Origin of the sequence: Halalkalicoccus tibetensis (genome assembly GCF_037996645.1) — an archaeon.
GTDB lineage: Archaea > Halobacteriota > Halobacteria > Halobacteriales > Halalkalicoccaceae > Halalkalicoccus > Halalkalicoccus tibetensis.
This window is the reverse complement of the sequence record NZ_JBBMXV010000005.1, coordinates 67,277-92,126: the sequence shown is the minus strand read 5'-3', so window position 1 is coordinate 92,126 and position 24,850 is coordinate 67,277. Positions and strand designations below refer to the sequence as shown.

Genomic DNA, 24,850 nt, shown 5'->3' with positions numbered 1-24,850 from the left:
AGCGTACACGTCATCCCGTGAAAGATGTCGTTCGCAAGATAGTGTACGACGAAATTCGGCGACAAACGATAGGTGCCTGTTATCGACCGTGATATCTTGTGGTCGCAATCCTCTATAGTGGCGAGCTGTATTACTCAACGTAATGAGAGAGAAGGAGCAGCCAGCAGTTCGTTATCGATTTAGTGATACTGTTGATGTACTCGCAGCGTTCGATAGGGTGGGGATCGAACATTTGGAGGTGTCTGCAGAACGGACGATCGTCATCTACAGCCGTACGATCTTCGATTTCGAAGTCGACAATGGCCGGTTAGAAGACGCTCAAACGGTTACTGTGGAGGTATTCGACATCTCACCTGATCTCGACATGGCGACCGACTCAGTCCCGCTTATCGAGACCCTGGTTGAGGAGCTTGCAACCACTGCGAGCGTTGACTGGGAATGCCGCTGATCATACATTCTCCATCCCACCGTAGTCGCTAGATCTCTGTAATCCGTTGATAGTCGTCGTTAAGAGCGTTCGCGTCCTCAGGCAGTAGTGCAGCCACGATATAGGAGGCATACTCCTCGAGATACTCGACCAGCTGTGCAATGCGTTCAGAATCGATCGCTTCCAATGAATCCAGCAGGATGAACGGCATCTCCTCGTGGACGTCGTGGACGAGATAACCTGCCAGTGCGAGCACCAGTCCGGTTACTTCGCGCTCGCTCTCGCTGAGGTGCTCGACCGAATCCTCGTAGGTCGTCCCATCGTCCGTCTGGCGTGTCACATGGAGCTCAAAGCTCGCGTCGTCCTTGCCCTCCGCATGTCGGTATTCGAGCCAAATCCGCGCGAGGTTCCCGTAATCGAGGAGCTCAACGACGGTCTCCATATGCTCGTTGAACGCCTCGATTGCCTCGCGTTCGATACGCTCGATGCGTGTTCGAAGCTCGTCGAGCTCTTCGTTGATCTCTTCACGGCGAGCCTCGAGTTGCTCGCGCTCCTCAAGCCGCGATTCAAGCTCCTTGATATCGTCCTTAAGCGCGTCGCGCTGACGTTCGAGTCGGTCTCGCTTGAGTTCGAGTTGAGTTACCTCTTTTTGGGCCGCCAGAAGCTCCTCGTCGTCCTCGTCAGCTTCAACGGCCGACTCTAAGTCCTCGATCTCTTCGAGAAGGTCCTCCCGCTGTGATTCGAGCTCGGCAATTCGATCGGTTCGATCCGCCAGTTCTGATTTGGTTGTTTCGAGCGCCCGTTCAAGCTCGGTCCGTTCGTCCCTCGTTGCGGCGTGGTCCTTGCGCCGAGCTTTGATCTCTTCGAGTTCTCGGTTAATTTCGTTGCGCCGCTGGACTTTCTCTTGGCGAAGGTCTTGGAGACGCGAGACCGTCGATTCAATCTGATCAGTGTCGACTTCCGAGCCACACGTCCAGCAGGTGACCTCGTTTGATTGATCTGCGACCAACTGATCAGTCACTGAGCTACCATCTGCTTTCGTTTGAGCCGCCGCTTCGTCGCCGAGAAGATCAGTGACCCCATCGTCGGTAATCTGCTCGTTGAACTGAATAACCGTCTGGAGCTGGGAGATGATCTCATCGAGTTCGCGTTTCCGACCCCGAATCTGTTCGATCTCGCTGGCTAGATCGTCGAGTTCGCCCTCATCAACCGTCGGGAGGTCCTCAAGCTCCGCTTCGATCTCGGCGTGCTCGTCTTCAAGCGAAGAAACGCTTTCCCGCTCGGTCTCAAGGTCATAGGTGACGTCCTCAAGCTGGGACTGGGTCTCCTGCAACTCGTTGAGTTGCTCCGAGTCCGAACTCTCTGAATCGAGTTGCTGGGCCGTTTGTAGTGTCTCACGCGCGCTTTCGAGGTCGGCTTCGGCGTCCTCGAGCTGCTTTGTGACGCGTGCGTGCTCTTCTTCTAGTGAACGGTGTTCACGCTCGGCTTCGGACAGCTCCGAGAGCTGATTGTCGATACTGCGCTTTTCAGCTTGGAATTGGCTAATTCGGGCTTCGATTGCGTCGACATCAACCGGTCGGAGAATGAGCTCTCGGAGATCGTCATTGCGGACGACGGCGCGTCGAGCCGGATTGGACTCAAGCAAGAACGCGAATAGCTCGGCCAGCTGTGAATCGTCGAGGTATGGGTCACCGGCGAACGCGACACCACTATTCGTGCGTGTCAGTTCGCGAGTATAGGTCTCCTCATCGAACGCAAGCGAAACCGAGCCGTGGTCGGCGTCACCTTTGAGCGATGCTCGGTCACTACCAAGGGCAGCCATTAGTGATCGAAGAAACGAGGTTCGATTGGTCGCGTTTCGTCCCGCAAGGATCGTAACACCAGGAGTGAACTCGACTGAGGTAGCATCGATACCACCGATATTCTCTACCTTGACGTCAGCGGTCATATTTTGAAGCGAAGGCATTGTGTAGTCATTCTTTTGAGGTCGGTCTTCAATAAGCCTTCAGATACCTGTACTCCGGTGAATTCAGCTGAATGCCCTTTTTGCTAGGAGACATCTTTACTCAAACTACTAGGTAACCTCGATTAGAAGCGTCCTCAGTGTGGTCCTTATTGGCGAGAGGCTATGCACGTACACCGTTCTGCTCGCCCTCGCTTGCTGGAACTTCGGATTTTTATTTTGGTATCCCCTCTGAAGATAGCGACTATTCCAGTTCCTTTGTACAACACTGTTATATTGTCAGACGTGGATCCTTGCACAAGGTAGAATGGCCCCAACTGCACCTTCATCGCTCCCGGACTACCTTGCTGACGGACTCCCTAAACAAGATAACGAGACACTTCGGGAGGTCGAAGAATACGTTGATAAGTTGCTTGCCGCTCGCGAACAGCGTCGAGGCGAGCCAGTTACCGAAGACGAACTGCCCGAGGAGGCCCGCGTTCTTGAGAATGAATCAAGCGGCGCTGTGTATCTCAAGTACCATACCTGTGATAATGAGAGTTGCTCATGTATGAGTAGCGGCGAGAAACCTGGGCTCTACAAATATCGGGCTTATCGTGACGAAGATCCGGTTTGGCGAGAATATCTCGGCAAAGCATCTGGCAGTGATACGGTCTGACTCGGCTATCTCCAATTGATGGATTGAAATTACCTACAGGAATCTATTTGGTATCGTTCCCCCAGCGACCGTGCGTGTCAGGCGCCCAGTCGTCAGGAACAACACGATCCGGATTCCTGGGACAGACCGCCTTGTGTCCGTTCGCTGCTCGATCCGTTAGGAACGCTTTCCCACACCGTTCACACTCCTTCATTTGAAATCCGTTGTTAGTTGAAATTCATCTGCTGTATATTTGACGACATACGTTCCTGCTGCTACCCTGCTCATTGACTAGATAGTGTGGACATTACGGGTATAGCAACTGGTACCAGTACTCTCATGCCCATTGAAGACTGTCTCATTAACTGAGTATCCCAGATGGAATTCTCAGATAACCTTCTGTGCTTGTTTAGTAGTGAGATTGATCACCGGGATGGCTCGTATACGATCGAGATTCCCGAACGCGAGGTCGAACTTGGAGACCTCGAGCCGGACCGTTCGTATCGCATCGCTATGATTCCGCAGGCTCGAACCCAGCCAGACTCAAATCCTGACGCCGCTGAAGAATCGACGCAAGCAACAGTCGAATCCGACCCACCTGTTGCTGAGGGTGATCATCGGACCGTCGAGATCGAAACGATCGGTGACCAAGGAGATGGGATCGCACGAGTCGAGCGAGGCTACGTAATTATCGTCCCCGATACCGATCCACACGAACGCGTCGAGATCGAGATCATGAGTGTCGCAGACACTGTAGCCTTCGCTGACGTCATTGAACGCTATGAGGACCACGAGTAGGAAGCTTTCTACCGTCGTGGTGGTCAGAGTGGCGCCACTAACGGATTAGAAAGTATCCACAGAATCCCGCTTTCTTCATCCCTTATCGCGAGAAGCACTTAAATGAGATCGGCTGCTCGCACCATCTCTCCTACTGAGTGGGTTTGGGTAACAACGGTAGTGGCGCAACCACGCTGGTTGAAACGATTAACGACTGCCAGCGCGACCGCATCTAATCGCTCTTGGTGAACCTTTGTAGACTTTTTATCTCGATTGAGTGATCGTTTCCTTGTTGGCGACTGGCTTCGAGAACTACTATTTGTTCAATCAAGCTCTGCGAACGTCTATAAGAGAGTTGGTTGTACAGCAGTCAACTGTCTACGTAGCGTTGTCGAGCAGCTGGATGATATCGTCTGCGCGCTCCTCGCCAGTCACGACCTTCGAAAACTCCCAGTTGAGTTCGCCGAGCAGAAGCTCATAGCCATCGTTAGTGAGCTCGTACTCGTTAGTGCGTTTGTCGCGTTTGCTTTTTGCGATCAGATCACGCTCGACGAGCTCATCGAGGTTTGGGTAGAGCCGGCCGTGGTTAACCTCATTGCCGTAGTACTCCTCAAGCTCGCTTTTGATTGCGAGGCCGTACCGTGAGTTCTCGCTCAGGACAGTGAGGATACTCTGCTGAAATGCGGTCAAATCACAAGCGGTACGCCCCTCTCCGTCGGATATCGATTGTGTCTCTGACATCTCATTGAGCGAGATGATTATCCTCAATAATTGTTCGGGTATCGATCGCATTTCGGATGGTGGAATTATCGGTAGAACATATTTATAACTGATAAGTGGCTAGTTTTGGGTGGGTTGAGGAACTTCTGTCTCCTTACCGGTTTCATTTACACAGAGGATTCATGAGCGCTACGTTGATCTATTTACAACGTCTCTGTTGGTTCTGGCGAGTGTAAGTCGATAGGTGGCAGTGGTTCGATTAGCGGACGAAGATTCCAGAGGTGCATCTCGGTTGAGAGCTCTTGAGATTGGAGGATTAGCCATAGAGAGAACTATCAAATAAGACTGGCCCTTTCCCAAAGAGTCCGATTCCAAGATACCACCTATTATCCTCGTTTGCAGATAGCTCCTCGACACCCTCCTCACTCCGTTCGTGACGTACCTGAAGATCACTCTACTCTGTGGTCCTTTCATACGCGTATTATGGACTTTTCATTGCTCCTGCGCGAATCCCCCCTGAGCAAATTGAAAAATCCCTGGAGATACACGAACTAGGTGATAGGGGTGATCCAGGCGACCTAGCACTTGAAATTGGTGTAGCGGACGCAATTGGGATCGCTCACCTAGCCTATCGTGATCGAGATCTTGGCAAACCAGAGGGTGAATTCATCGCCAAGCGCGCCGAAAAGGGGATTCGACAAGCTCTGAACCGTCTCGGAAACGTCCTCTCCGCATAACTCGTCTAAACGCGTCTTTTGTGTCTCACTGAGTGTGACAGTGATCCGTTCCATATCCCGGCCCATGCCAGACCTGAAGATCGGATGTGACAAAGTGTTATGTCAGCCGTGCGTCTGGCTCACGGCTGACGCGCGTTTAGGCGCGGTCGCGGACGCTTACTCGCCCGGCCGGATAGGGACCCAGTAGACGCGCGAGCGCCCGCCGACCTTCTTCGAGTCGACGTCGCCCTGCTCAAGCAGCTGCTCGAACTTGCGCCCGACTGTTCGACGTGAGCAGTTGAGCGCGTCGGCTACCTCGCTCGCCGTCAGCGGCTCGGCGCGGTCCTCCCGCTCCTCAAACAACTTGAGCACGTCGGGCGGCGTGACCTTCGGCTTCGGGCCGGGCTTCCCGTCGGTGTCCTCGCTCATGAATTGACCTACGTGGGCCACCTACATAACTATACCTATGTAGGACATAACCCCTGTAAAATCATACCTGAATAGGGTATTAGACACTTTTATGGCCTTGTCCCTCGTGGGCCTAAACGAGACAAGCCGGCCCCTCGGGGCGTTCCGAATCGGAAGGAATGCCCGCGTGTTAGGACCACGCGGGCCGGGTTGTTTCAGCCCAACAACCCATGTCGATCCACGAATCCGCGACCCAAACGACTGTCGAATCGGCCACCGATAAACCCACGATCATGCGCCACGTCGAACCCGAATCGCAGGCGCTCATCCGCGGCGAGTCCGCGACGTACTTCCGGTGTGAATGCGGATGCGAGGCCATGCGCGAGCACGACCTCCGAAGCGAGGCCCACAATGAGGAGTGCTCGGCTTGGGGTGGACTCTGATGTCCGCCGACTCTCTCGACGCACACGCGCGCCGTCGTCGCCGCCAGCGCCACTTGGAGACGATCCGCCGTGTTACTCCGGTTCGTGCTCGCGGCGCTTGTGGGCGCACTCACGACCGCTCTCGCACTCGGAGGTGTCGGTCTATGACTCACCGGGTTCACTTCCGTCAGGACGACCCGGACGCCTTCGTCAACGTCGATGCGCTCGATCTCACCGAATGCGGCCGATGAATGACGATCCGACTGAGTGGTGACGCGAGCTTGCACACTGAACCGGCTCACGCGATCCGCCATGTCGCCCTGGATCCCGACGCCTATGGGCCCGGCGGCTACTCGGAGCCGACCGGGGCCGACCGCGAACACACGATCTATTTCGTCGACGAAGCCCGCCCCGACGTCGACGGCTACGCGCTCGTGTCCGAATATCTTCCGAGATAGGTGATTGCAATACATCGACGCCGAGAGTGGCGAGGCGGTCCTCGTGCCGCCTCACGTCGTCGAATTGATCAACACCGACACCGCACCGCTCGAGTAAAGAACCGCGCCTTGTCGCCAGAGGGCCGCATTTGGTCGCGACGCGGTCGCCTGACCCCCACCACAGGCGCGTCCTGTCTTAGGGACTCGTACAAGGTCGGCGAATAGACCGGTCCTGTCGCCCCTTCTGCTACAACCCCAGATTTTATTATGTCCAGAAATCGAGTTATTATCGCCGGAACCCCATCCGCGCCCCGGCACCTGTCACCACGCTCGTAAGCGTGGTTGTGGAGTCCTGCAAATGGGGACTTGCTCCTTGTGAGCGGGCAATGTCCCCATGAGCTAAGCCATGTGAATTTGTAACGCCCATTGGCGATCTGTCCCCACAAGTCGCCCGTTGCATCACGTACGACCTATCCGCTTAGGATAGGTTTTCGAGGCGCGAATCGATAGGAGATTTGAATATGTGTCCTATTTGTTATGAGTGTAATCACTAGACAGCGGCGAGGTCGGGAATTGTCGCGCGGGACGAATCACCGATCTATTTTTGACTATTTCACGAATCTCAAGTAGCCGTGTCACTTCCCCAAGAGTTCGCGCCGCTGGCGTTCCCACACGGGAAGCTCAGGCTCAGGTTCCGGCTCAGGGTCGGAATCCTGGCCCGCGGCGGCTAGCATCGTCTGTTCGCCGCCGGCGTCGTTCATGGGGTTAGATTCTCCCCTCTAGTTCGACGATGCGTTTGCTCTGCATCGTTTTCGCTGACAACTGGGAGTAATACTTGATCAAGAATTAGTTCTGCTATGTTACTAGTGAAATGTTGATGGATGGTAACTAGCAAACGATTCGGCATCGCATTGGGGACACTCATCTGGTTTCCCATCAAACGTCGCTCCACAGTGACGACATTCATGATACAGTGAATCTTCGCTATCGACACACCTCATCAACGCAAGCAGTCGCTTTTGTACGGGATCAAGGAGTATCATAAGCTCATCATCGGAACTGTGGACTACGATGTCTCATTATCAAGAAATACATTGATAGTCTTGTCGCTAATGTCACTTTAAGCGAAGATGTTAGCGCGAAAAGCGGCCTGATGAAACGTGGGCCGACGGTGGTTTCATCTAGTAATCGGTGCCTCGCCGGCAATTACGGCATGGGTTCACATCACTTAGTCGAATTGTGTTGATGAGCAAGCGGGTGTCCTATGAGCTGTGATAGAGTAGTCGAGAGTGAATCATCCGCTTAGTGAAGTCTGCAAGAGTAGTGCTACTCAAGCCGCATACCTTGCTGGAAGCAGACAGATTAAGCGCATGCATCTCGATGAACTCTTACGGACATCCTGTCGGCACTCTTGGATCGAGTGCTCGACTGTAAGCTGACCACTTATGAGTATGATATCCCATTTCGACGACAGTGGTAGACGACTCGCTACAGACGTCATCACAACTCGAGACGATGTCGATACAGTCGTCATCAGAGGCCGCTTTACCCGCGTCGTTGTAGATATTGATACTACGGCCTCTTACTGCCGTCATTGCCAGTCTTCGAACTGCCATCACGTCCTCCGAGCAGAATCAATATTCAAATGAATTGATAAAGCCACCACTTCAAGCTCTCTTAAGCTCCGAATCGGATATGATTTCTACCACTCTCTATTGTCAAAAATAATCATGTGATAACTTGGCGCAACTTCTCTAAGCCAACTTACCAGCAATGTAGTCCTTAGATACACCGGTGTTCTTATTATCCTTTGTGCACCACCCGCCGCTATAGGGTTGCTCGTTGTTGTACAAGGCAGATAACGATGCTTGAATATCTATTGAATAGTGAATGTGTCTGACTTAGCAGGAGCGTACCCATTGTCCTGTTCAACGAGATCGCTGCGTTCGAGCACTACTGCGATTGCTTGGTTGACCGCTTCGACAGGATAGAAGCTATTCGCATAGAGATGAACGCGGATTTAGATAGTGTAGATCGTCCTTACTAATCATTGTAGACTGCTGCTCATTGATATTGACAGGCCTCTCGTAGTGTCACGACATCTATTTCGCGGTCTTCAATCCACTCTAGAGTTTCGTAGATCCTCTCTTCAGTAACTTCATCCTTGAATGTATGTGCGCCAATTACTCCTAACGCTCCTTTGTCAGCGATTATGTCGAGATCTTCTTTGACAGCCTCTGGAGTCGTGAATTCGATAAAATAGTCTCGTTTTGTCTGAAAGGGGTCGAATTCGTCAGGCTCATTGATGCGTGAGCCATGATTGGCATTTGCGACCCCCTCGTAGTGCTTTTTCGCGAATTCCAAGGAATACTCATCGAAATTATCGTAGGGCGCGAGGAACGTATCGATCTGGAAACCGAGATTCTCGAGTTTCTGTTTCGATTCGACTATCGCCTTCCACATTTCCTCCTCAGGATAGCGCGTTACAGTTTCACCAGCAGCAAATGACTTTCCAAGTGGTTCATCGAGATCAATATACCGTCCTTTGTGATCTTCATCCCATCCACGAACAGTTCGTGTGACTGCCTGAGATCCGTCAGTAATTTCGAGACGGCGTGGTTCCCAATATCCATGACGGATCTCGTCTGGATAAACTCGAGTGTCGGCCGCAGTCACATCTTCAACTACTTCGAACGTTCCGACAGCTGTATGATCAACGGTATGAGAGCAAATCTCCCAGCCAGCATCGACGAGTTCCTCTAAATGGCTGATATCCATCCAATCATTTCCTTGGAAATCTTCCCGACCAATCCATTCAGTGACGATCCCAGTAGTTGCCGGTGCGTCGAACGCTTGATGAGCTGGTAGCGCTTGTGTATAGTCTTCTATTGGTCCATCATCATAGACGAAAACGATTGCACCATTGTCTGGAATTTCTTGGGGTCCAGTTGCCTTGGATTCGTCTTCGCTTTCACTACCCTCAGAAGATGTACCCCCGTCGGTGTCGTTGTAGTCCTGTGATTGATCTGTATCCGAATTTGTATTGCCGATACAACCGGCTATTCCCCCGATTCCGATTGCTCCAATATGAAGGAAGCCTCTCCTAGAGTGTGACGATCGTCCCACACGTAATGATCAGAAGACGCACGTATAAATGTCAGTATAATAGTCAGTAGGGGACTACAGATAATATGAATAGACTAGACGTAGATTAAAACCTAAGAAATCTGCCTCTGATAAAATACTATTGGTCCGACATTTCTTCCACTGAAACAGCCGTTGGGTAGGTATGAGTATGTCTCGATTCGTCTTCTATCTCAATGGAAGACATTTACAGAATTAAACTGAATCACCGTTGCCATATCTAAGAACGAAACTGTCGTAATCTGTTGGTAGATGCTTCAGTGTCTGTGCCTACGTAGACAGAGATAGGAGTAGACCGGCCCCAAAGCGGAAACTGGATTAGTCGAAATCAGGACGGGGAGCCGATTCAGCCTTTCTAATGTCGTCGGTCTTCTCAGTCTGCTCAATGAAGTTCTTGTAGGCGACCTCCTCAAAGAGATCATTCCGATCAAACAACCCGCGAGCGTCATTGGTGATTCGCCGTCGATTGGATCATGTCATCAGTTGCTATTATATTATGAACATCTACATACATCTATAAAAATACAGTAAATAATGGACTTAATAAGGCAAATATTTCAAATATACAATTGAATCCTATATTTCTATTATCGTCTAAGAAATATCCATTTCTCGATTGTCAAGCCAACAGCTAGACCAACCATATGGTACGTATGATCGAGTCCAGGAGCTGGGAATCCAGTCGAGCTCCGCAAACGTCTACAATAGAGTTGACTATACAGCAGCCAACTGTTTACGCGGCGTTATCGAACAGCTGAGTGATATCGTCTGCGCGCTCCTCGATAGTCATGATCTTTGATAACTTCCAGTTGAGTTCGCCGAGTAGGAGGTCATAGCCCTCATCAATGAGTTCGTACTGGTTAGTGCGCTTGTCGAGTTCACTTTTTGCAATCAGATTGCGTTCAACCAACTCGTTAAGGTTGGGGTAGAGCCGACCGTGATTGACCTCGCTTTCGTAGTAGTCCTCGAGTTCGCTTTTGATCGCGAGGCCGTACTGTGGGTTCTCGCTGAGGACAGTGAGGATAGTCTGCTGGAATGCGGTTAAGTCATGTACAGTACGCACCTCTTCGTCGGGTGTCGATTGTGTCTCTGACATTTCATCTCGGCCGAGTCGGTCACTCTCAATAACTACTTAGGATTTGCGTGCTTTTAGGATAATGATATCATTGACGAAACGAATCCATAACTGATGAACGGTCGGTTCTGGGTGAAACGAGTTAATTCTATTGCAGTCAGCAGTTTCGTTCATGCGGTCGACTCACGAGCATTACGTTGATCCATCTACAAATTCTCTGCATCTTGTCGATCGCCCGGCTTGCCCAGACCCTCTGATAGATTACGCCAATAGTAAGAATCAGCCTTTTATCCTTGCAAAAAACTCACAGGAGACTCCAGAATCCATGAGTACCAATCCAGCTGATAGGGTCGATTCCGAATCCGAGTTCGATCAGGCAGTCATCGCACATCTTTACACAACGAATCCGGACGTTGCGCGATGGGTCGAAAATACGCTCTGTGGGGACCATATACTGACGAGTATCCTCGATACGGAAGGTTATACGCTTGATCCTACTGATGCCGCTGCCGTTGAACTGATCGCTACTGAAATTGAGCTGTGGGTGATCGAGGTCGGTGGTGAGCTTCCGATGGCTCCGACGGTGGATAATGAATCGGAAACCAGCACTTGATGGGATCTACCAGGGACTGCAGACATCAACTCACGACTGTAGTGTCTGAGGAATCAGGCTGTCTCTATCTCTATCATTGTGCGATGACTGCTAGTCCAAAAGTCAAAAGATAGTGACTCTGTTGGCACTGATTTGTTGTTCTCGTGAATTGCCCGGGATTTTGAGGGGATCGATATGTGTACTGCTACCAAGAGTCTTATTATGGCACTCCGGATAGATAGCTAGTAGTGTAGGAATGTCATCCTCATCCGAGAAGAAACAATCCCTATCGTTGTGACGAGCCGAGCAGTGGACGCTCCATCACGTATTGTTTCATCGGCTTGAGCGAGGTTTTTCCGATTCGACTAGCGCGCCTCTACCGGCTGCTGTATTTCGGGCCTTCACTACACTTTATTCTGGGGCAGTTTCGTTTACTGATACCGAATTCAGAGCGATAGAGACTGTTCTTGCAGAGTACCACCATTCTACAGACTGGTGGGCCACTGAGCGGTCTCAGCTTGAATCGCTTCTTTACCGCGTCACCTCCGTCCGTGAGACGAGCTGTCGATCCCAATCACCCTAACCGTTCCATTGCCTCTCTCTTCGGATCGGATTCGATGGGTGGCAGTGGTTCAATTGGCGGACGGAGATCCCACGGGTGCATCTTAATCGAGAGGTCTTGGGTTTCGAGGACGACCCTATAGAGGATTACTCTTCGAGAGCTCTTTTTATTCGCTGTCCGTTCGGGCCATCAAGACCGACGATCGTATACAACAGATCACGCTGGAACCCAGTCATGTCCTGTATAGAAGATATAATACTATAGACTCATTTAATATATTCGCCAGAGGAGCCAAGACCGGTGGTCCAGTGGTCAAAACGGATCGAAGCGGGTCGTTCTCCGTAGAGACATATAAATTATGGTCTCGGTCCACATAGATGAGTGCAGTCCATCAAACCTCGGATGTTCCGTTAGTCAATTTTCTGAATTCTGAAATTATTATCACAATTCAGGGAGTATAGAGACAGGTATACAGAGGAGACGCTACCTTACGAAGGGGCGTCGTTAATGGTATTTCCCATTGATGACGTTTCAGTGCCTGTATCCGCGTTTGATCCGAACCACGGCAGTGAACGTCGCCCCGAGTTCGCGACCACGATGAGGCTGCTGATCGCCATGATGACGGCAGCGATCAGCGGATTGATGTAGCCAAGCACCGCCAGCGGGACCGCGATCAGGTTGTACCCGATCGCCCATGCGATGTTCTGTCGAATCCGTTTCTGTGTCGAGCGGGCGATTTCGAAAATCTCGGGGATCGCCGAGAGGTCGTCGTTCATTACGACCGCGTCGGCGGCATCCATCGCGACTTCCGTCCCGCTCGCTAGCGCGATACCGAGGTCCGCGCTTGCGAGCGCGGGTGCGTCATTCGTCCCATCACCGATCATCGTCGTGGTCCCCTCGGACCTAAGTCGACCGACGATTGCCTCCTTGGACTCGGGGCGAACGCCTGCGAAGACATCATCAACATCGGGGTGGTCGGAGAAACGCCTGGCCATGCGTTCATCATCGCCCGTCAGGACGACGATCTCCCGGCCCTCAGAGGCGAGCTCGGAGACGACCGACTCCCAGCCCTCCCGCGGGGTGTCTCGGATCGTGATCACGCCTCGGGCGACACCGTCCCAACCAACGACTGTCGGGTGAGTATCGGCCTCAAAAGCACCCTCGATGGCTTCCGTGACCGATTCGGGGATCTCCCAGTCGGTCTCGAAAACTGTCGGGTGGCCGACCGTCACGGGCGTCCCGTCGACGGTCGCGGAGACGCCCCGGGCCTCGCGCTCAAAGCCTTCGACGGTCGCATCCGTAGCCCCGCCCGCCGCGGCGATTGCCTCGCCGACGGGGTGACTCGATCGGCCCTCGATCGCCGCCGCTCGCGAGAGTACCTCCGTCACGTCCTCGCCGGTGGCCGGGATCGTCCGTTCGACGCTCATCTCGCCGGTCGTGAGCGTTCCCGTCTTGTCGAAGACGACGACCTCCGAGTCGGTGACCCGCTCTAGGACGTTCGAGTTCGGGAGCAGGATCTGGCGCTCGGAGGCCTCGTTGGTCCCCGCGGCAAGCGCGAGCGGCGTTGCGATCCCCAGCGAGCACGGACAGGAAATCACCAGCACGGACACCCCGATCAGGACCGCGCTGCCGACCGGAAGCCCGAGCGAGATCCAAAGCGCAGCCGTCAGCAGCGATATCGTGACGACCAGCGGGACGAAGATCACCGCGAACCGGTCGGCAAGCCGCTGCATCCCCGAGTCGGAGCTCTTGACGTTCCATAGCAGCTCAACGAGCCGGTCGAGCGTGCTCTCAGCGTCGTCGCCGACCTCGATGACCAGCGCGCTGTCGGTGACGACCGATCCCCCGAGGACGTCGTCACCGGACGATTTCGGCTGAGGAATTGACTCGCCGGTCATCAGCGCCTCGTCGACCGCGGCCGTCCCGTCGACCACCGATCCGTCGACCGGGATCCGCTCGCCTGGCCTGACGAGCACGCGATCGCCGGTCGTACAGCTGCCGACGTCGACCGACTCGGTTGAGCCGTCCTCGAGGAGCTTGCGGGCGGTCGTGATCCGGGACTTGGTGAGATCCGAGTGGTTTCCCAGCGCGCTGCGTTTAACGCTCGACTCGATGTGGTTGCCGACGGTGATGACCACGAGGATCATCACCGCGACGTCGAAGTAGAGGTCACGCTGGCCCATGGCAAACGCCGCAGCCGAGTAGCCGTAGGCCGCGAGCACCGCGAGGGCTATTAGCACGTCCATGTTGGGCTGGCCTACCTTGAGACTCACGTAGGCGCCCCGGAGCATCGGATAGCCGAGGCCGGCGATGATGAGCGTGCTCCAGACGAACAGCGGCGCGTACACCATCGCCCCGAGCGTTGAGTTGTAGAGGAACTCCTCGGGATAGATCCCCAGATAGGTCGGATAAATGAACAGGATGTACGGCACCATGACCGGCATCATGACCAGCAGTGCGATCACCGAGCGGTACTTTCCGAACTCGAAGCGGCTCCGTGCACCCTCGTCCTCCTCCGTCGGGCGCGAGGCCCGGTAACCGAGCCCGCTGACCTCGTCGACGAGATCGTCCTCGCTCAGCGTCTCGGGGTCGTACTGGATGCGGACCATCTCGGTCGCGTAGCTCGACTGGGCGTCGTAGACGCCCTCGATGTCGGCCGCGATCTCGTCGATGAACAGCTCGCAGGTTTTGCAGTGCATCCCGTCGACCGAGAGGTAGGTGGTCTCGCCGAGGTCGGGGTCGACGGCGGGGTCGCCCGCAAGATCCGTCGCGTCGAGCTCTTCAACGTCGATATCGCCGAGCGTCCGATAGACCTCGAGACAGCCCCGACAGCAGAACTCGCCGTCGACGTCACTGTCGGTTATCGGCTGTTCGCCCGTCGGCAGTTCACAGAGTGTACAGGTCATGGTTGATCAGTGGTGGTTGTGGCCGCCCGGGAGGTACTCGCTGAACGGCTGGTAGAACGGGAGATCGAACATCGGAGCGGGAACGCCGAGCAGTGCGAACCCGTGTGCAAGCGGGATATATCCAAGAATCACAAACCCGATGCCGAGCGCCCGATTAAGGATTAGACGCTCATCAAGGCCGATCGAACCGATAACAGTGCCATAGAGGAACACTGAGGGAATCGTCCCAATGCCGAGGGCGCCCAGAGCAACAATTCCGTAAACTGCGCTTCCGTGTGCGAATACGTACAGGTATGCTGGATAGAGTAACATACAGGGCAACAGGCCGTGGAGGGCCCCCAACCCGACGATTCCGGGTGTGTTGACCCACTGATTGATCCGGCTCGTGAGAAGAGCGTACACTCGTCCGAACAGAGCACTCACGCCGAGCTTCGAGGTCGCATGTTCGACCGATCCCTGCCGGTAGCCGAACAGGCGGGTGAGTCCGGCGGCGATGATCAGCGCTCCGATTACGACCCCGAGGACCGCCTGGAGCGGCTGTAGCAGGCCGACGATCGAGACCGTCCCGTACAGGACCGACCCGAACAGCCCGAACAGTCCCCCGATCAGCGCGTAGCTTACCGCCCGCCCGACGTTGAACAGCCCGTGTTGTCGTACCTCGTGGGAGGTGAGCACGCCCTCCGTGCTCGCCATCCCCTTCGAGTAAGTCGTCACGAGTGGGCCACACATCCCGATACAGTGGGCGCCGCCTAGGAGACCAATGAGAAAAAAGACGACTAGATCGGTGTAGATCGGGACGCCACTGACGGTTATGAGATGAAGTATATCGATGCTCATTGTTGGGACGTACCGATGGATTTTGGACGGCAATCGCGTAATCTGTCTGGACTACGCCTCTTTCTACAGGCAATGATTCGAGGTAGATCATGCGCGCCAATAAGGGTAACGGAACTGGCTGTTGGACACAGACTGAACAACCAATCGACGACGAGTGTCGGGCATCTAGCGAGATATCGGACTGGCCTCTTTCGCGTGTTCTGGTTTGTCCGTCGAACGAAGAGATCATAAAACACTGTAGTGATTGAATTCAGCTAGCATCGTTCCGTTTCTCCTGATAATGATACTCTGTAGGAGTAGGCATCCATCGGACGATCCGTTTGAATGTCGAGATCGTTGGCTAAGACGTCAACGACTTTGCAGACCGTGCCATGGGTGTGAGCGTCCGGGTCAGCTGGATCCAGGTAGATTTGGACCTCCTTACCGGGGGAAGAGAGCTTCGGAGCCGACTAGGGGATGTCCTCCATTATTAGGGGATGGTTCGATGTGGAGTATCAGATTATTGCTGAGCGGCAATAGACCTGATTGGGGAGGTGCCTCCGACAGCTTCCCGGCGGTTCGATGTCAGTGCAGTAGTTGGGCCAGTTCGTTCTCATCGAAGTCCCAGTAGTGAGCGATATCACCGAGCAGGGCATCAATCGTATCACACTCGTAGCACTGACAGTCCTCGTGTGTTGCTGCGGTGAGTGCGCGGGTGATCAGTTGCCAGTCTTCGAACAGCCATTCGTCGGGGGTTCCGGCAGGCATACGCTTGGGTGGGCCCGTCTTCTGGGATAAACTCTCGGAGGCTCTGGTTTGGTAGTGCCGGACGTGGCAGTGATCGAGTGGTAGTACGCTTGGAAATCGGCCCGTTGATCAGCAGCCATGGCTTGACCGTTGACAGCGGGTTCTCGACCTGCCGAGATCCGAATCGGAATTGACATCTTCCCCGGTTGCGTATATTCCGCCTGTATCAAAGCCCGCGATTTCGGTCCGCTGTCGATCGATTGCGCTCGAGGGGATCACTATGTCACAGGTAATAGCGTTCGTCGACGTCGTAGGCGTACTTGAGGAGACGGGGGGCGTCTTTCGGTACGTCCTCGTTTTCCTGCTCGCGATGGTTCCGGTGGTCGAACCATTCGTCGTGATCCCGGTCGGGATCGGACTCGGACTGGATCCCGTCGCGACGGGATTCGCCGCATTCGCTGGCAGCGTCACCGCTGTCGGGCTGATCATCGGCTTTCAGCACCGGCTCGTCGGCTGGTGGCGTCAGCGGTCTGGAAACGACGGGACACACTCAAGCGGCCGAGCCGGCCGCGCGTCGCGTGTGGGAGCGGTACGGACTCGTCGGATTTTCCTTCATCGGTCCGATACTGGCGGGGATCCACCTCGCGGCGCTGATCGCGATCACGGTCGATGGCCGTCCACACCGCGTCGTCATCTGGCTGACGGTCGGACTCGGCGCCTGGACGGTCGCGCTTGTCGCTGGCTCGGTGGCCGGCCTCTCCGTTCTCGGGTTGTCGTAGTTGCCTTACAGCGCAGATCTCGGCAAGTACAGAGTAGACAGTTATCACCATCTATATCTCATCTTATTATCGTTGCACAAGGTGACTTCCTTTGAGGAGCGGCTACCCTCTGTTAGTCCTAGTCAACGGAGACACTCCTCACCAGCGGCCGACATCGTATGTATCTCAATACTGCTGGTAGTACGCTTTCTCGACAGTCCGGAGATCGAACCCACCTGGATTCCGGTCACGGAGCTCAGTAAGGAGTCGCGGGTAGTCAGAGAGTCGCAGTGCTCGATCCTCACCAAAGAGTGCTGCAACCATGTATCGATCACCGACTGCGTAGTTCATCGGATCGTGAACGATGAGACACCCATCTCAACCGAAGGCATGCTGATTACAGCGGCTGATTCGCTCTGTCTCGGCTTCTATTTACGGATTATTCGGCGTGGGCGACGACGGAGCCGAGCGATGAGAAGCGAACAACAGCTGTTTCACCAGCTTCGATGGGTATTGGTTCGGTGATCGAACCCGTTGTGACGATATCTCCCGCTCTGAGCGTCTCGTTATGGTCGGGGAGTGTCTCTGCGAGCCAGGCGACGGCGTCAGCTGGATGGCCGAGTACCGCTGCGCCGGTGCCCGTTGTCCGACGGATACCGTCGATCAGCACCTCCACACCTTCACAGACGAGATTTACATCACTGGCTGATGTTCGATCGCCGATGAGGAGCTGGGCCGCGAGTGAATTGTCGGCGATAGCCGTTGGTCCTGTAACGTCCCAATCACGAATTCGGCTGTCAACTATCTCAATGACTGGCACGAGTAACTCGGTTGCACTAATCACGTCAAGGCGGTTCACCGGTGGAGACAAATCATCCCCCATCAGAAAGGCGACTTCCGGCTCAATTCTCGGCTCGATTCGTGCTTCTGTGTCGAAGCGCCGATCTTCTCGAACAGTATCGGTAAGAACACGTCCGAATGACGGGGCATCGACACCTACATCAGCTTGGACAGCCTCGCTCGTGAAGCCGATTTTGTACCCAATCGGCTCCCCCTCGTTAGAGATCCGGCGTTCTAGGAACGCTTCTTGGGCCGCGTATCCCTCCTCAATCGTTAGTTTTGACGGGAGTGTTGTCGAGTCGATCGGCTCGGCATCTCGGTACGCTCGATAGAGCTGCTCGCCTAACGCGTCGGAATCACCGGACATGAGTGTAGTTCGATTGGCATCGTTTACTAGGTTGGGGTCTAAAGGATCCCTGTCGTCGCTGGGTTGAGTGGCCCGCAGCGCCGACCTATTCGATATTCGAGCAGCTCGCTTCCTCTATCGGCGTCGACAAGATCGCTCCACGACTCCTGCTGATAATCGCTGGCACCGAGACAGTCACGCTCTACTATAGTGAGGACACAGGACACGGTCAAAGTGGCCGGTGAAAACCCCAAGCTCTCACGATCGACGGCGCGACGTACAGTGACCTCTACGACAAGGACGAGTACGTCAATTTAGCTGTGGACAAGCTGACCGAATTCTTCGAACAGCAGCTCTAAGGGAAACGGCAAGTACCGTCGTTAGAGTTCCCCTGTGAGAGTCGGGATCCGGTGTTCAAAGAGTCGATCAAGAGCGGCCCAGAGGATCTCGGTTGGAACCGTCTTTTTGAACCGGGCACATTCGTAGTGCTGTTCATCTCTCAGTGGGTCGTGATACTGGAAATGGACTGGTCCTAATTCAGGATGGTCGTCGTCGCGATGCCAGCCACAATTAAATCCGGTGTTCGAATCGGCGTAGTGGATGCGGTAATACGGTTCATTTTCGACAAATCGCCATTCAATGTCGAATGTCGGGGATTGTGGGCCGGTTGGTGGCACAATCAGGTTGGGGTCGATCTGCGCACGGAGGGATTCTCTGATAATGCTATCTGGCTTATAGGTGACTGTTGTGACTACAGGATATCGTTGCAAGACGTCTTTCAATCCCTGGTAGACCGAACTGTCGGTCGTTCCTGGCAGACCCATCGAATCCTAGACGGGGAGTGCGTCGCGTTCAGCGGCCCAGTCATATTCGTTGAGTGCTGCCCGGACGATTGGAATCCGGTCGGCGAAATGCTCCCATTTACTGGCTATTTCTCGTCGTGTTTCGATCTCGTCTGGGTCATCAAGATCGGCGATGCTTGCTCGGAGTTCGCCTGGTGTTTCGACGTTATACGAGGTCTTCCACTCGGTGATTTGTGTGCGCATTGATTCAAGTGAAGTGGTGAGTTCTTCGCGGTCATGTTCACGCTGGAGTGTTGCGACTTCGCGATAGGTCGCCATGAGCTGATCGACACAGTAGAGAGTCTGGTCACCTTGCTCGATTTTCCGAAGAACGTTGTCCTCGACGAGCTGCTCGAGGTATTTTTGTGCTGTTTTCACCGAGGCGTCTGTCTCGTTTGCGACCCAACTGGCAGTGCGGGGCGTTCGAAGTGTCCGTGCGGCCGCACGTACTCGTTCTCCACGCGTCATCGAAGAGTGAGTATGGCCGGAATCAGTGGACATACTCATGTTCACACGCTGCTGAAACATATATCTACTGACTTGGAAATATATTCTCTACCCACAGTTGAACACAGATGTTGGCGGAAAGGCTGTAGTAGGCGAACTCTCTCGATACGAGCTTACTGGAGCTGCTGACGCGAAGGTTGCAAGCTTTCCGTCCCGAGAGGACGGCATTCCATTCCTCGAGCTCGCGGGAGAGATAGCGTAGGTTCCTGCAAATAATTGCCTGCCGACGATGCCAAATAAATTTTTATCGTCTCGTCTTCGGAAAGAGCGCGCGGGCGAGACCGTCAGCGTCGACGACCGCAAGTACGAGCTGGCGACCGACGACGTGGTGACGCTGCCAGAGGCCAACGCCGGCGCGCTGGTCGAGCGCGAGACCGCAGAACGTCTGGAGTAAGGATTGTTTTCTTCCATACTGATCGTGTAATTGATTAGTCCCGCCTATCGATAGCGGAGCATGGCTCTCCGGCAGGAGTTTCGTCATGCCATCCGGATCGCCCGAACCGAGCTCCGGCGGGGTTGGCGCTCAGCAGTCGATCGCTGGACGCTCGTCGGAGTCGGGCTCGGACTATGTTTATTCGCCGGCTGGACGCTGCTTCTCGGCGGAATTGGCTACCTGCTCGGATCCTTTTCAGGGGATGAGACGTTCGTGCTCACCGATTCGATAGGTGGTCAACTAGTCGGTTGGATGTTATTTCTCAGTGGACTGATCGCGATTCAAGCTGTCGAAAGCCGAGTCCGGATCGACAACGAAGAGCTACTCTTTACGACCGTTACGCCACGAACCGTACTGCTCGGGCTTCTATGTACGGAGTTCGCTCGTCAAACCTTCTTCTTTGGATCGTTCGTTCTTGTCGTCTCTGTCGGCTTCGCTCTTGGAGCCGGCGCGCCGACACTCGTTCCCATCGTCGTCCTCGTTTCGCTCCCCGTTCTGGTGTTCGTCGTCCTGCTCGGTCACGTCACCGGCATCGCTGCGAAAACCCTCAGCAGCCGGATCAGCGGATTCGGGTGGCTTCAGACGCTGGCAGGACTAGTTATCGGCGCACTTGTCGGCTTGGCACCGATTTTGGTAGTCGGCGGAGGTGAAAGGCTTGGCTTCTCGCTCGATCTTGCTTCCATGCTTACAGTCATCCCCATCGCCGCCTATGTCGATCTGTTCGCACTGGGAACGCCGTTGGAAGCGTCGTTCGGACTCGATACGGCGGTGGCCGTCGCGATCGTCTTCGGTTCGATCCCGCTGTTGTTTACCCTCGATCACCGACTCGCGCGAGCACTCTGGTTCGGTGGGTCGAAAGGAAGCGTCATCGGACGGACCAGTGCGCGCACGCCGCCCGCTCGACTCACTCGTGGGTCGACCGGCTGGTTGGCTTGGTGGTATTGGCTCAGAGGACTGCGCGCCCCATCGCGCTTTACGCATCTGCTGTACTACTCGTTCCCGTTGTTCTGGCTTGTATTCGACAGTATCTCCGATCCCTCTCGGATCCCCTCGTTGGCCGCGGTCGTCCTACCAGTGTTCGGGATCTTCTTTGCCGGCGCGACTTTTGGGCTGAACCCGCTAGGCGATGAGCGAAAAGCACTCCCGGCAGTGCTTTCGATACCCGACGGCGAGCGGTTCGTCCGCGCGCGGGTTCTCGCCGGACTGCCGTGGGCGGCTGTCGCGCTCATGAGCATCGTCTTTGGGGGTGTCGTCGGCCGGTTTGAGCCGGGGACGACGATGCTTCTCGCGATCCTCGTCGCTTCGCTCTGTGTCTTCAGTGCAGCCGTCGCCCCTATGGTCGGAATTACACTCCCTCGATTCGAGCCGATCGCCACGACGAAAAACGAGGTGATCACGCCGAGTTTCGGAGCGATAGTTGGCCACGCGGGAGCAGTCGGTACTGCCGGCGCCGTCGGTCTTGTCGCCGTCTATGCGCCGACTGTGCTCGGTTCACTCTCGGGATCGACACCAACGTTTGCAGCGAGGGCTGGCCTCGTCTGTGCTGTCGCGGCCGTCATTCTTGGAGCAAGTCTCGTGACGTATCGCCACTCAACGACCCTGTTTCGGGCGGCGACGGTTAGTTGAAAAGTATCCGAGTGGTCTACTGGAACGTCCGGCTGACGTTGTCCTCCTCAAGCTCCGCCCCCGCCCTGGTCGAAGCGCTGTTCGATTTCCTGGTAGCACTGATCGCCTTGGAGACGCCATCGCCCGTATTGTATCCGACCGTGCGAACGACACGGCCGATCATCTCGTCTGTAGTATCGGACATTGCCTCAAATCACGGCTGATCTGCAGGCAGTTGCAGTTCTGTATCAAGTACCCAGTGACCAATCTCAGTCCCCAATTCGGCACTATCCTTGAGCGTGAACCGAAAATGATTGCCGAGATAGATCCGTCCCGTTATCGACTCTTGTAGGGCGTCCTCGAAGCTCTCGAAGGAGTGTTCTTGATCCTCTAACTCATCAGCAGTGAGACCCGACCTGACCTCAAGCTCAAAGGATTGATCGTCGCCGAAGAACGCCTCAAGGATGGTCTTTCCGGCAGCACCCATTGCTGCTAACCCAGAGGGGTACTCCGGTGAGCCCCCTTTTGCATTCGGTTTCCAGTCCTCGTTGGCAAATGTATCGGCATTGTCCTCGGTGTTTGCGTTCTTGATCGCACTGTAGGGCCGCCACGTATCATAGTGGAGTTTGGCTTCCCACGTCGCAATGGCGCTGTCCGCTAACGCGAGACTCAGGAGAGCGAATAACCGTGCGTTCTCCGACAGCGATAGCTCGTGTTCGTGGGCAACGGTTTGTGCAATCATGTTCCATCGTCCTGGTGGACGAGCTGTTTTTGCTGACCCACGCCAGAACTCCGCAATATCGAGACTGGCCTGTGGTTGGTCGTCGGCCTCCTCGCCGAGCTTGTAGATCTCATACCAGGACTCGGCATAGCGCGGACTCTCAAGCCCGGGTGGCCCAGATGGACGAAACTGCTGTCGACGTTTCAGCGACCATGGATCGATGAAAGCGAGCTCTGGTGATCCCCATTCCGTATCGAACTTCCCCGGTCCGTCTGAGGGTTCATAGTCATACTTGAAATGATCGGTTCCACTTGTGTGGAGCTCGAGATAGTCGTCTGCAACAGAGCACCCCCATTCGATTCCGGCCTTTACAGACCCGTCGTCTTCGCTCTTTGCGAGGTCTTTTGCGACCGATGTATCGATCGAGTTAGTAGTGTGATCGAAGAGCTCGGAGAGTGATCGATGAGCAACAGCACTCGCTGCTGCAAGGCGTGAAGCCTTCGTTGGTGGGTCGGCTGTAGCTGGATCAACGTAATAGTGATCGGCACTGGCTGTCGTTGCCCTCGCCGTATTGATACCATTGACTGCATCGTAGATGGCTAGGTTGAGGATGGCTCCGGTGCGAACGACTGTTTCTACATCGGCTTCGTCCTCGCGGAGTGCGTTGATGAGGCGTTCGTTCCAATCAACGACGATATCACCGGGGAGATCATCTACAGGATGTTGTTGGTAGCTCTCTGTGTTCGAGCGCAATTTGGCGACGATGGATCGAATTTCGGTCTCGTATCTGTTGACCAGACCGGTCGTTACACCAGCGATCGCTACTGAGCTAAAAAGACGCCGTTTGTTGTTCATGGGTACTCTATGGTAGCTAGAGTAATGGGCTCTACGTACTATAATTTGTGTGACGCCTAACCCTTTTCATATACTCCGACAAGCCATGATTTCTGAATAGGGAGCATGACTACAACATGATGGCTCCATTGTCCTACATTGGATCTAACCGACCAGCTACTCACCGAACAGTAATCTCTCGATTGGTTGACTTGCATCAGGATACTACGGGAGTCACCTAAATTTTTAAATCTGAAAAGAAATACGGGCTATGGAGCTCGTTGAGAATACCCTTGGAGACGAGTTGGAGACGTTCCTCAACCAGCCACTCTTTTGCTTTTTCGCTCAACAATCCGGGAATGGCCCTCGTCTCTCGCCGCTGTGGTTCCTGTGGGAGGAGGAGATGATCTGGAACGTCGCGCGATTGAGTGAACGGTCGTACCCTGGTCGCGTAAATCAGTATCCTCGAAGCGCGATCGCTATCGTTGATTTCGATTCAAGTACAGGACGCGTTGAACACGTTGGGATGCGCGGAAACGCGGTCCTCGAACCATACGACGAGGATCGAGCGGGACGTCTATTCCAGAAATATCTAGGCGACGATAGGGGCGAATGGCCCGAAATGTTCATCGAATTCGATACAGAAGATTACCGACTCATCAGGTTTGAACCGGAAACGGTCGTTGCCCGTGATCAGTCATATCCAGCTCCAGCAGGGGGAGATGACTAATACAGCTATTTTCTATAACTACACTTAGACGAGAATTATTTCCAGCGTACCTTTAATATTCGAACCACTGACTTATCGATGTGCTTTTAGTTACTATATCTCCAGAAGATCGGTAGATATGATGGTGGCATCATGATTTTTCCAGTATCGCCTTCCACTGAACATCACTGTACTTGACTGTAGTTACCTCCCATGGTGTCCCGATTGTGGCTTCCCGGAGCCGGTTCACGCTAAAGATACGGAATAACAGCGCTTCACCTATTTGCTCTTTATATTCCTCGTGGTAGACTCGGTATGCAAATCCGGGTGTAGGGTCATTACGGATGGCAAAGACATCCTTCGTTAATTCTTTCTCTGGCGCATAGTTATCGAGAACAGCAGTTGCGTCAGGAGTGGTCACAACGGCAAGATCGCCGAGAAATTGGCGAACACCAGCCATTGATCCAGCCAGTCCGATCTGCGTCCCAATTGAGTGTGCTGACTGGAATCGATCACGAGAGAAATGATCACGGAGTTCGAACATGTTGACTAATCGCGCGTCACGCACCCCTCGGTCGCGCATCGTTTTCACGAGATGTGTACTGACTTCGATGGCAGTCGTCTCGAACTGCTCTTGGTAGTAGAGCGCATCTCTCCCTGCTCCTGCCCCCATATCCAAAACCGGTCCTTCTATCCATGAATCACGCCATGCTTCTGGATCATGTTCGCCGAAGTACCACTCTTCGATGGAGTGTTCACGTGTTTCATCGCCATCACGGTCAATCAATGGCTCTTCTCTCTTCCCTTGGTAATGATCGCGGATTGCCCGACCAAATGGATCTTGTTTCGTCACGCTCTGTGACACAGTATTAATTATCATAAATCCATAATGAACGCCGGTACCGA

The 24,850-nt window shown here is 54.3% G+C and carries 23 protein-coding genes and 3 pseudogenes; 11 read left to right on the top strand and 15 right to left on the bottom strand.

Annotated elements, in window-relative coordinates:
* The first annotated feature begins 142 nt into the window (after nucleotides 1-142).
* A complete protein-coding gene (locus WOA58_RS16430; protein WP_340605365.1) occupies nucleotides 143-448 on the top strand; it encodes a hypothetical protein in 306 nt (101 codons plus the stop codon).
* A gap of 28 nt (nucleotides 449-476) precedes the next feature.
* Here WOA58_RS16430 and WOA58_RS16425 read toward each other — a convergent pair whose 3' ends face one another.
* Nucleotides 477-2,393 carry an archaea-specific SMC-related protein gene (locus WOA58_RS16425; RefSeq protein WP_340605364.1) on the bottom strand — a complete coding sequence of 639 codons (1,917 nt, stop codon included), beginning with the start codon at nucleotides 2,391-2,393 and terminating at the stop codon, nucleotides 477-479.
* 304 nt (nucleotides 2,394-2,697) lie between these two features.
* On the opposite strand from WOA58_RS16425, the gene WOA58_RS16420 reads away from it, so the two are divergent.
* Together WOA58_RS16420 and WOA58_RS16415 are read left to right on the top strand one after the other, a co-directional pair.
* Nucleotides 2,698-3,048 carry a hypothetical protein gene (locus WOA58_RS16420; RefSeq protein ID WP_340605363.1) on the top strand — a complete coding sequence of 117 codons (351 nt, stop codon included), beginning with the start codon at nucleotides 2,698-2,700 and terminating at the stop codon, nucleotides 3,046-3,048.
* A 357-nt stretch (nucleotides 3,049-3,405) separates the two neighbouring features.
* The gene (locus WOA58_RS16415) at nucleotides 3,406-3,825 is read left to right on the top strand and encodes a TRAM domain-containing protein (protein WP_340605362.1); all 420 of its coding nucleotides are present in this window, start codon (nucleotides 3,406-3,408) and stop codon (nucleotides 3,823-3,825) included.
* Between the two features lie 357 nt (nucleotides 3,826-4,182).
* Here the strand turns inward: WOA58_RS16415 and WOA58_RS16410 are convergent, their stop codons facing one another.
* Both WOA58_RS16410 and WOA58_RS16405 read right to left on the bottom strand, forming a co-directional pair.
* On the bottom strand, nucleotides 4,183-4,545 hold the full coding sequence (locus WOA58_RS16410; protein WP_340605361.1) for a PadR family transcriptional regulator: 363 nt from the start codon (nucleotides 4,543-4,545) through the stop codon (nucleotides 4,183-4,185).
* A gap of 872 nt (nucleotides 4,546-5,417) precedes the next feature.
* Nucleotides 5,418-5,669, bottom strand: a complete 252-nt coding sequence (locus tag WOA58_RS16405; protein ID WP_340605360.1) for a helix-turn-helix domain-containing protein — start codon at nucleotides 5,667-5,669, stop codon at nucleotides 5,418-5,420.
* A 209-nt stretch (nucleotides 5,670-5,878) separates the two neighbouring features.
* Here WOA58_RS16405 and WOA58_RS16400 point away from each other — a divergent pair, with 209 nt between their 5' ends.
* The gene (locus WOA58_RS16400; protein WP_340605359.1) at nucleotides 5,879-6,091 is read left to right on the top strand and encodes a hypothetical protein; all 213 of its coding nucleotides are present in this window, start codon (nucleotides 5,879-5,881) and stop codon (nucleotides 6,089-6,091) included.
* A gap of 230 nt (nucleotides 6,092-6,321) precedes the next feature.
* Nucleotides 6,322-6,528: a hypothetical protein gene (locus WOA58_RS16395; protein ID WP_340605358.1), complete on the top strand. Its 207-nt coding sequence runs from the start codon at nucleotides 6,322-6,324 to the stop codon at nucleotides 6,526-6,528.
* Nucleotides 6,529-7,142: 614 nt separating this feature from the next.
* Here the strand turns inward: WOA58_RS16395 and WOA58_RS16390 are convergent.
* The 3 genes from WOA58_RS16390 to WOA58_RS16380 form a co-directional block, all read right to left on the bottom strand.
* Nucleotides 7,143-7,268: a hypothetical protein gene (locus tag WOA58_RS16390; RefSeq protein WP_340605357.1), complete on the bottom strand. Its 126-nt coding sequence runs from the start codon at nucleotides 7,266-7,268 to the stop codon at nucleotides 7,143-7,145.
* A 1,303-nt stretch (nucleotides 7,269-8,571) separates the two neighbouring features.
* Entirely contained in the window at nucleotides 8,572-9,633 is a 1,062-nt protein-coding gene (locus WOA58_RS16385; protein WP_340605356.1) for a polysaccharide deacetylase family protein, read from the bottom strand.
* Nucleotides 9,634-10,384: 751 nt separating this feature from the next.
* Nucleotides 10,385-10,747, bottom strand: coding sequence for a helix-turn-helix transcriptional regulator (locus WOA58_RS16380; protein ID WP_340605355.1), 363 nt, complete (start codon nucleotides 10,745-10,747; stop codon nucleotides 10,385-10,387).
* A gap of 151 nt (nucleotides 10,748-10,898) precedes the next feature.
* Between WOA58_RS16380 and WOA58_RS16375 the strand changes: the two genes are divergently transcribed.
* Together WOA58_RS16375 and WOA58_RS19210 are read left to right on the top strand one after the other, a co-directional pair.
* Nucleotides 10,899-11,339, top strand: a complete 441-nt coding sequence (locus WOA58_RS16375) for a hypothetical protein (RefSeq protein ID WP_340605354.1) — start codon at nucleotides 10,899-10,901, stop codon at nucleotides 11,337-11,339.
* A gap of 289 nt (nucleotides 11,340-11,628) precedes the next feature.
* Nucleotides 11,629-11,901: pseudogene (locus WOA58_RS19210) on the top strand (hypothetical protein); the annotation flags it as partial.
* Between the two features lie 128 nt (nucleotides 11,902-12,029).
* On the opposite strand, the pseudogene WOA58_RS16370 reads toward WOA58_RS19210, so the two are convergent.
* The 4 genes and pseudogenes from WOA58_RS16370 to WOA58_RS16355 form a co-directional block, all read right to left on the bottom strand.
* Nucleotides 12,030-12,125 (bottom strand): annotated as a pseudogene (locus WOA58_RS16370) (PadR family transcriptional regulator); the annotation flags it as partial.
* A gap of 243 nt (nucleotides 12,126-12,368) precedes the next feature.
* Nucleotides 12,369-14,786: a heavy metal translocating P-type ATPase gene (locus WOA58_RS16365; protein ID WP_340605353.1), complete on the bottom strand. Its 2,418-nt coding sequence runs from the start codon at nucleotides 14,784-14,786 to the stop codon at nucleotides 12,369-12,371.
* A gap of 6 nt (nucleotides 14,787-14,792) precedes the next feature.
* Entirely contained in the window at nucleotides 14,793-15,623 is an 831-nt protein-coding gene (locus WOA58_RS16360; protein ID WP_340605352.1) for a sulfite exporter TauE/SafE family protein, read from the bottom strand.
* 564 nt (nucleotides 15,624-16,187) lie between these two features.
* Nucleotides 16,188-16,370 carry a hypothetical protein gene (locus WOA58_RS16355; protein ID WP_340605351.1) on the bottom strand — a complete coding sequence of 61 codons (183 nt, stop codon included), beginning with the start codon at nucleotides 16,368-16,370 and terminating at the stop codon, nucleotides 16,188-16,190.
* A 259-nt stretch (nucleotides 16,371-16,629) separates the two neighbouring features.
* Between WOA58_RS16355 and WOA58_RS19110 the strand changes: the two are divergent.
* A pseudogene (locus WOA58_RS19110) lies at nucleotides 16,630-17,128 on the top strand (small multi-drug export protein).
* A 418-nt stretch (nucleotides 17,129-17,546) separates the two neighbouring features.
* Here the strand turns inward: WOA58_RS19110 and WOA58_RS16340 are convergent.
* From WOA58_RS16340 to WOA58_RS16330, 3 genes are all read right to left on the bottom strand, one after another.
* The gene (locus WOA58_RS16340) at nucleotides 17,547-18,314 is read right to left on the bottom strand and encodes a 2-keto-4-pentenoate hydratase (RefSeq protein WP_340605348.1); all 768 of its coding nucleotides are present in this window, start codon (nucleotides 18,312-18,314) and stop codon (nucleotides 17,547-17,549) included.
* A 359-nt stretch (nucleotides 18,315-18,673) separates the two neighbouring features.
* Nucleotides 18,674-19,117, bottom strand: a complete 444-nt coding sequence (locus tag WOA58_RS16335) for a hypothetical protein (RefSeq protein WP_340605347.1) — start codon at nucleotides 19,115-19,117, stop codon at nucleotides 18,674-18,676.
* A 6-nt stretch (nucleotides 19,118-19,123) separates the two neighbouring features.
* Entirely contained in the window at nucleotides 19,124-19,636 is a 513-nt protein-coding gene (locus WOA58_RS16330; RefSeq protein WP_340605346.1) for a DUF7342 family protein, read from the bottom strand.
* 235 nt (nucleotides 19,637-19,871) lie between these two features.
* On the opposite strand from WOA58_RS16330, the gene WOA58_RS16325 reads away from it, so the two are divergent.
* Nucleotides 19,872-20,036 carry a hypothetical protein gene (locus tag WOA58_RS16325; RefSeq protein ID WP_340605376.1) on the top strand — a complete coding sequence of 55 codons (165 nt, stop codon included), beginning with the start codon at nucleotides 19,872-19,874 and terminating at the stop codon, nucleotides 20,034-20,036.
* Between the two features lie 60 nt (nucleotides 20,037-20,096).
* Entirely contained in the window at nucleotides 20,097-21,701 is a 1,605-nt protein-coding gene (locus tag WOA58_RS16320) for a hypothetical protein (protein WP_340605345.1), read from the top strand.
* A gap of 193 nt (nucleotides 21,702-21,894) precedes the next feature.
* Here WOA58_RS16320 and WOA58_RS16315 read toward each other — a convergent pair whose 3' ends face one another.
* The gene (locus tag WOA58_RS16315) at nucleotides 21,895-23,256 is read right to left on the bottom strand and encodes a vanadium-dependent haloperoxidase (protein WP_340605344.1); all 1,362 of its coding nucleotides are present in this window, start codon (nucleotides 23,254-23,256) and stop codon (nucleotides 21,895-21,897) included.
* Nucleotides 23,257-23,506: 250 nt separating this feature from the next.
* Between WOA58_RS16315 and WOA58_RS16310 the strand changes: the two genes are divergently transcribed.
* Entirely contained in the window at nucleotides 23,507-23,965 is a 459-nt protein-coding gene (locus WOA58_RS16310; protein ID WP_340605343.1) for a pyridoxamine 5'-phosphate oxidase family protein, read from the top strand.
* Nucleotides 23,966-24,095: 130 nt separating this feature from the next.
* On the opposite strand, the gene WOA58_RS16305 is transcribed toward WOA58_RS16310, so the two are convergent.
* Nucleotides 24,096-24,797, bottom strand: a complete 702-nt coding sequence (locus tag WOA58_RS16305) for a class I SAM-dependent methyltransferase (RefSeq protein ID WP_340605342.1) — start codon at nucleotides 24,795-24,797, stop codon at nucleotides 24,096-24,098.
* Nucleotides 24,798-24,850 lie beyond the last annotated feature (53 nt).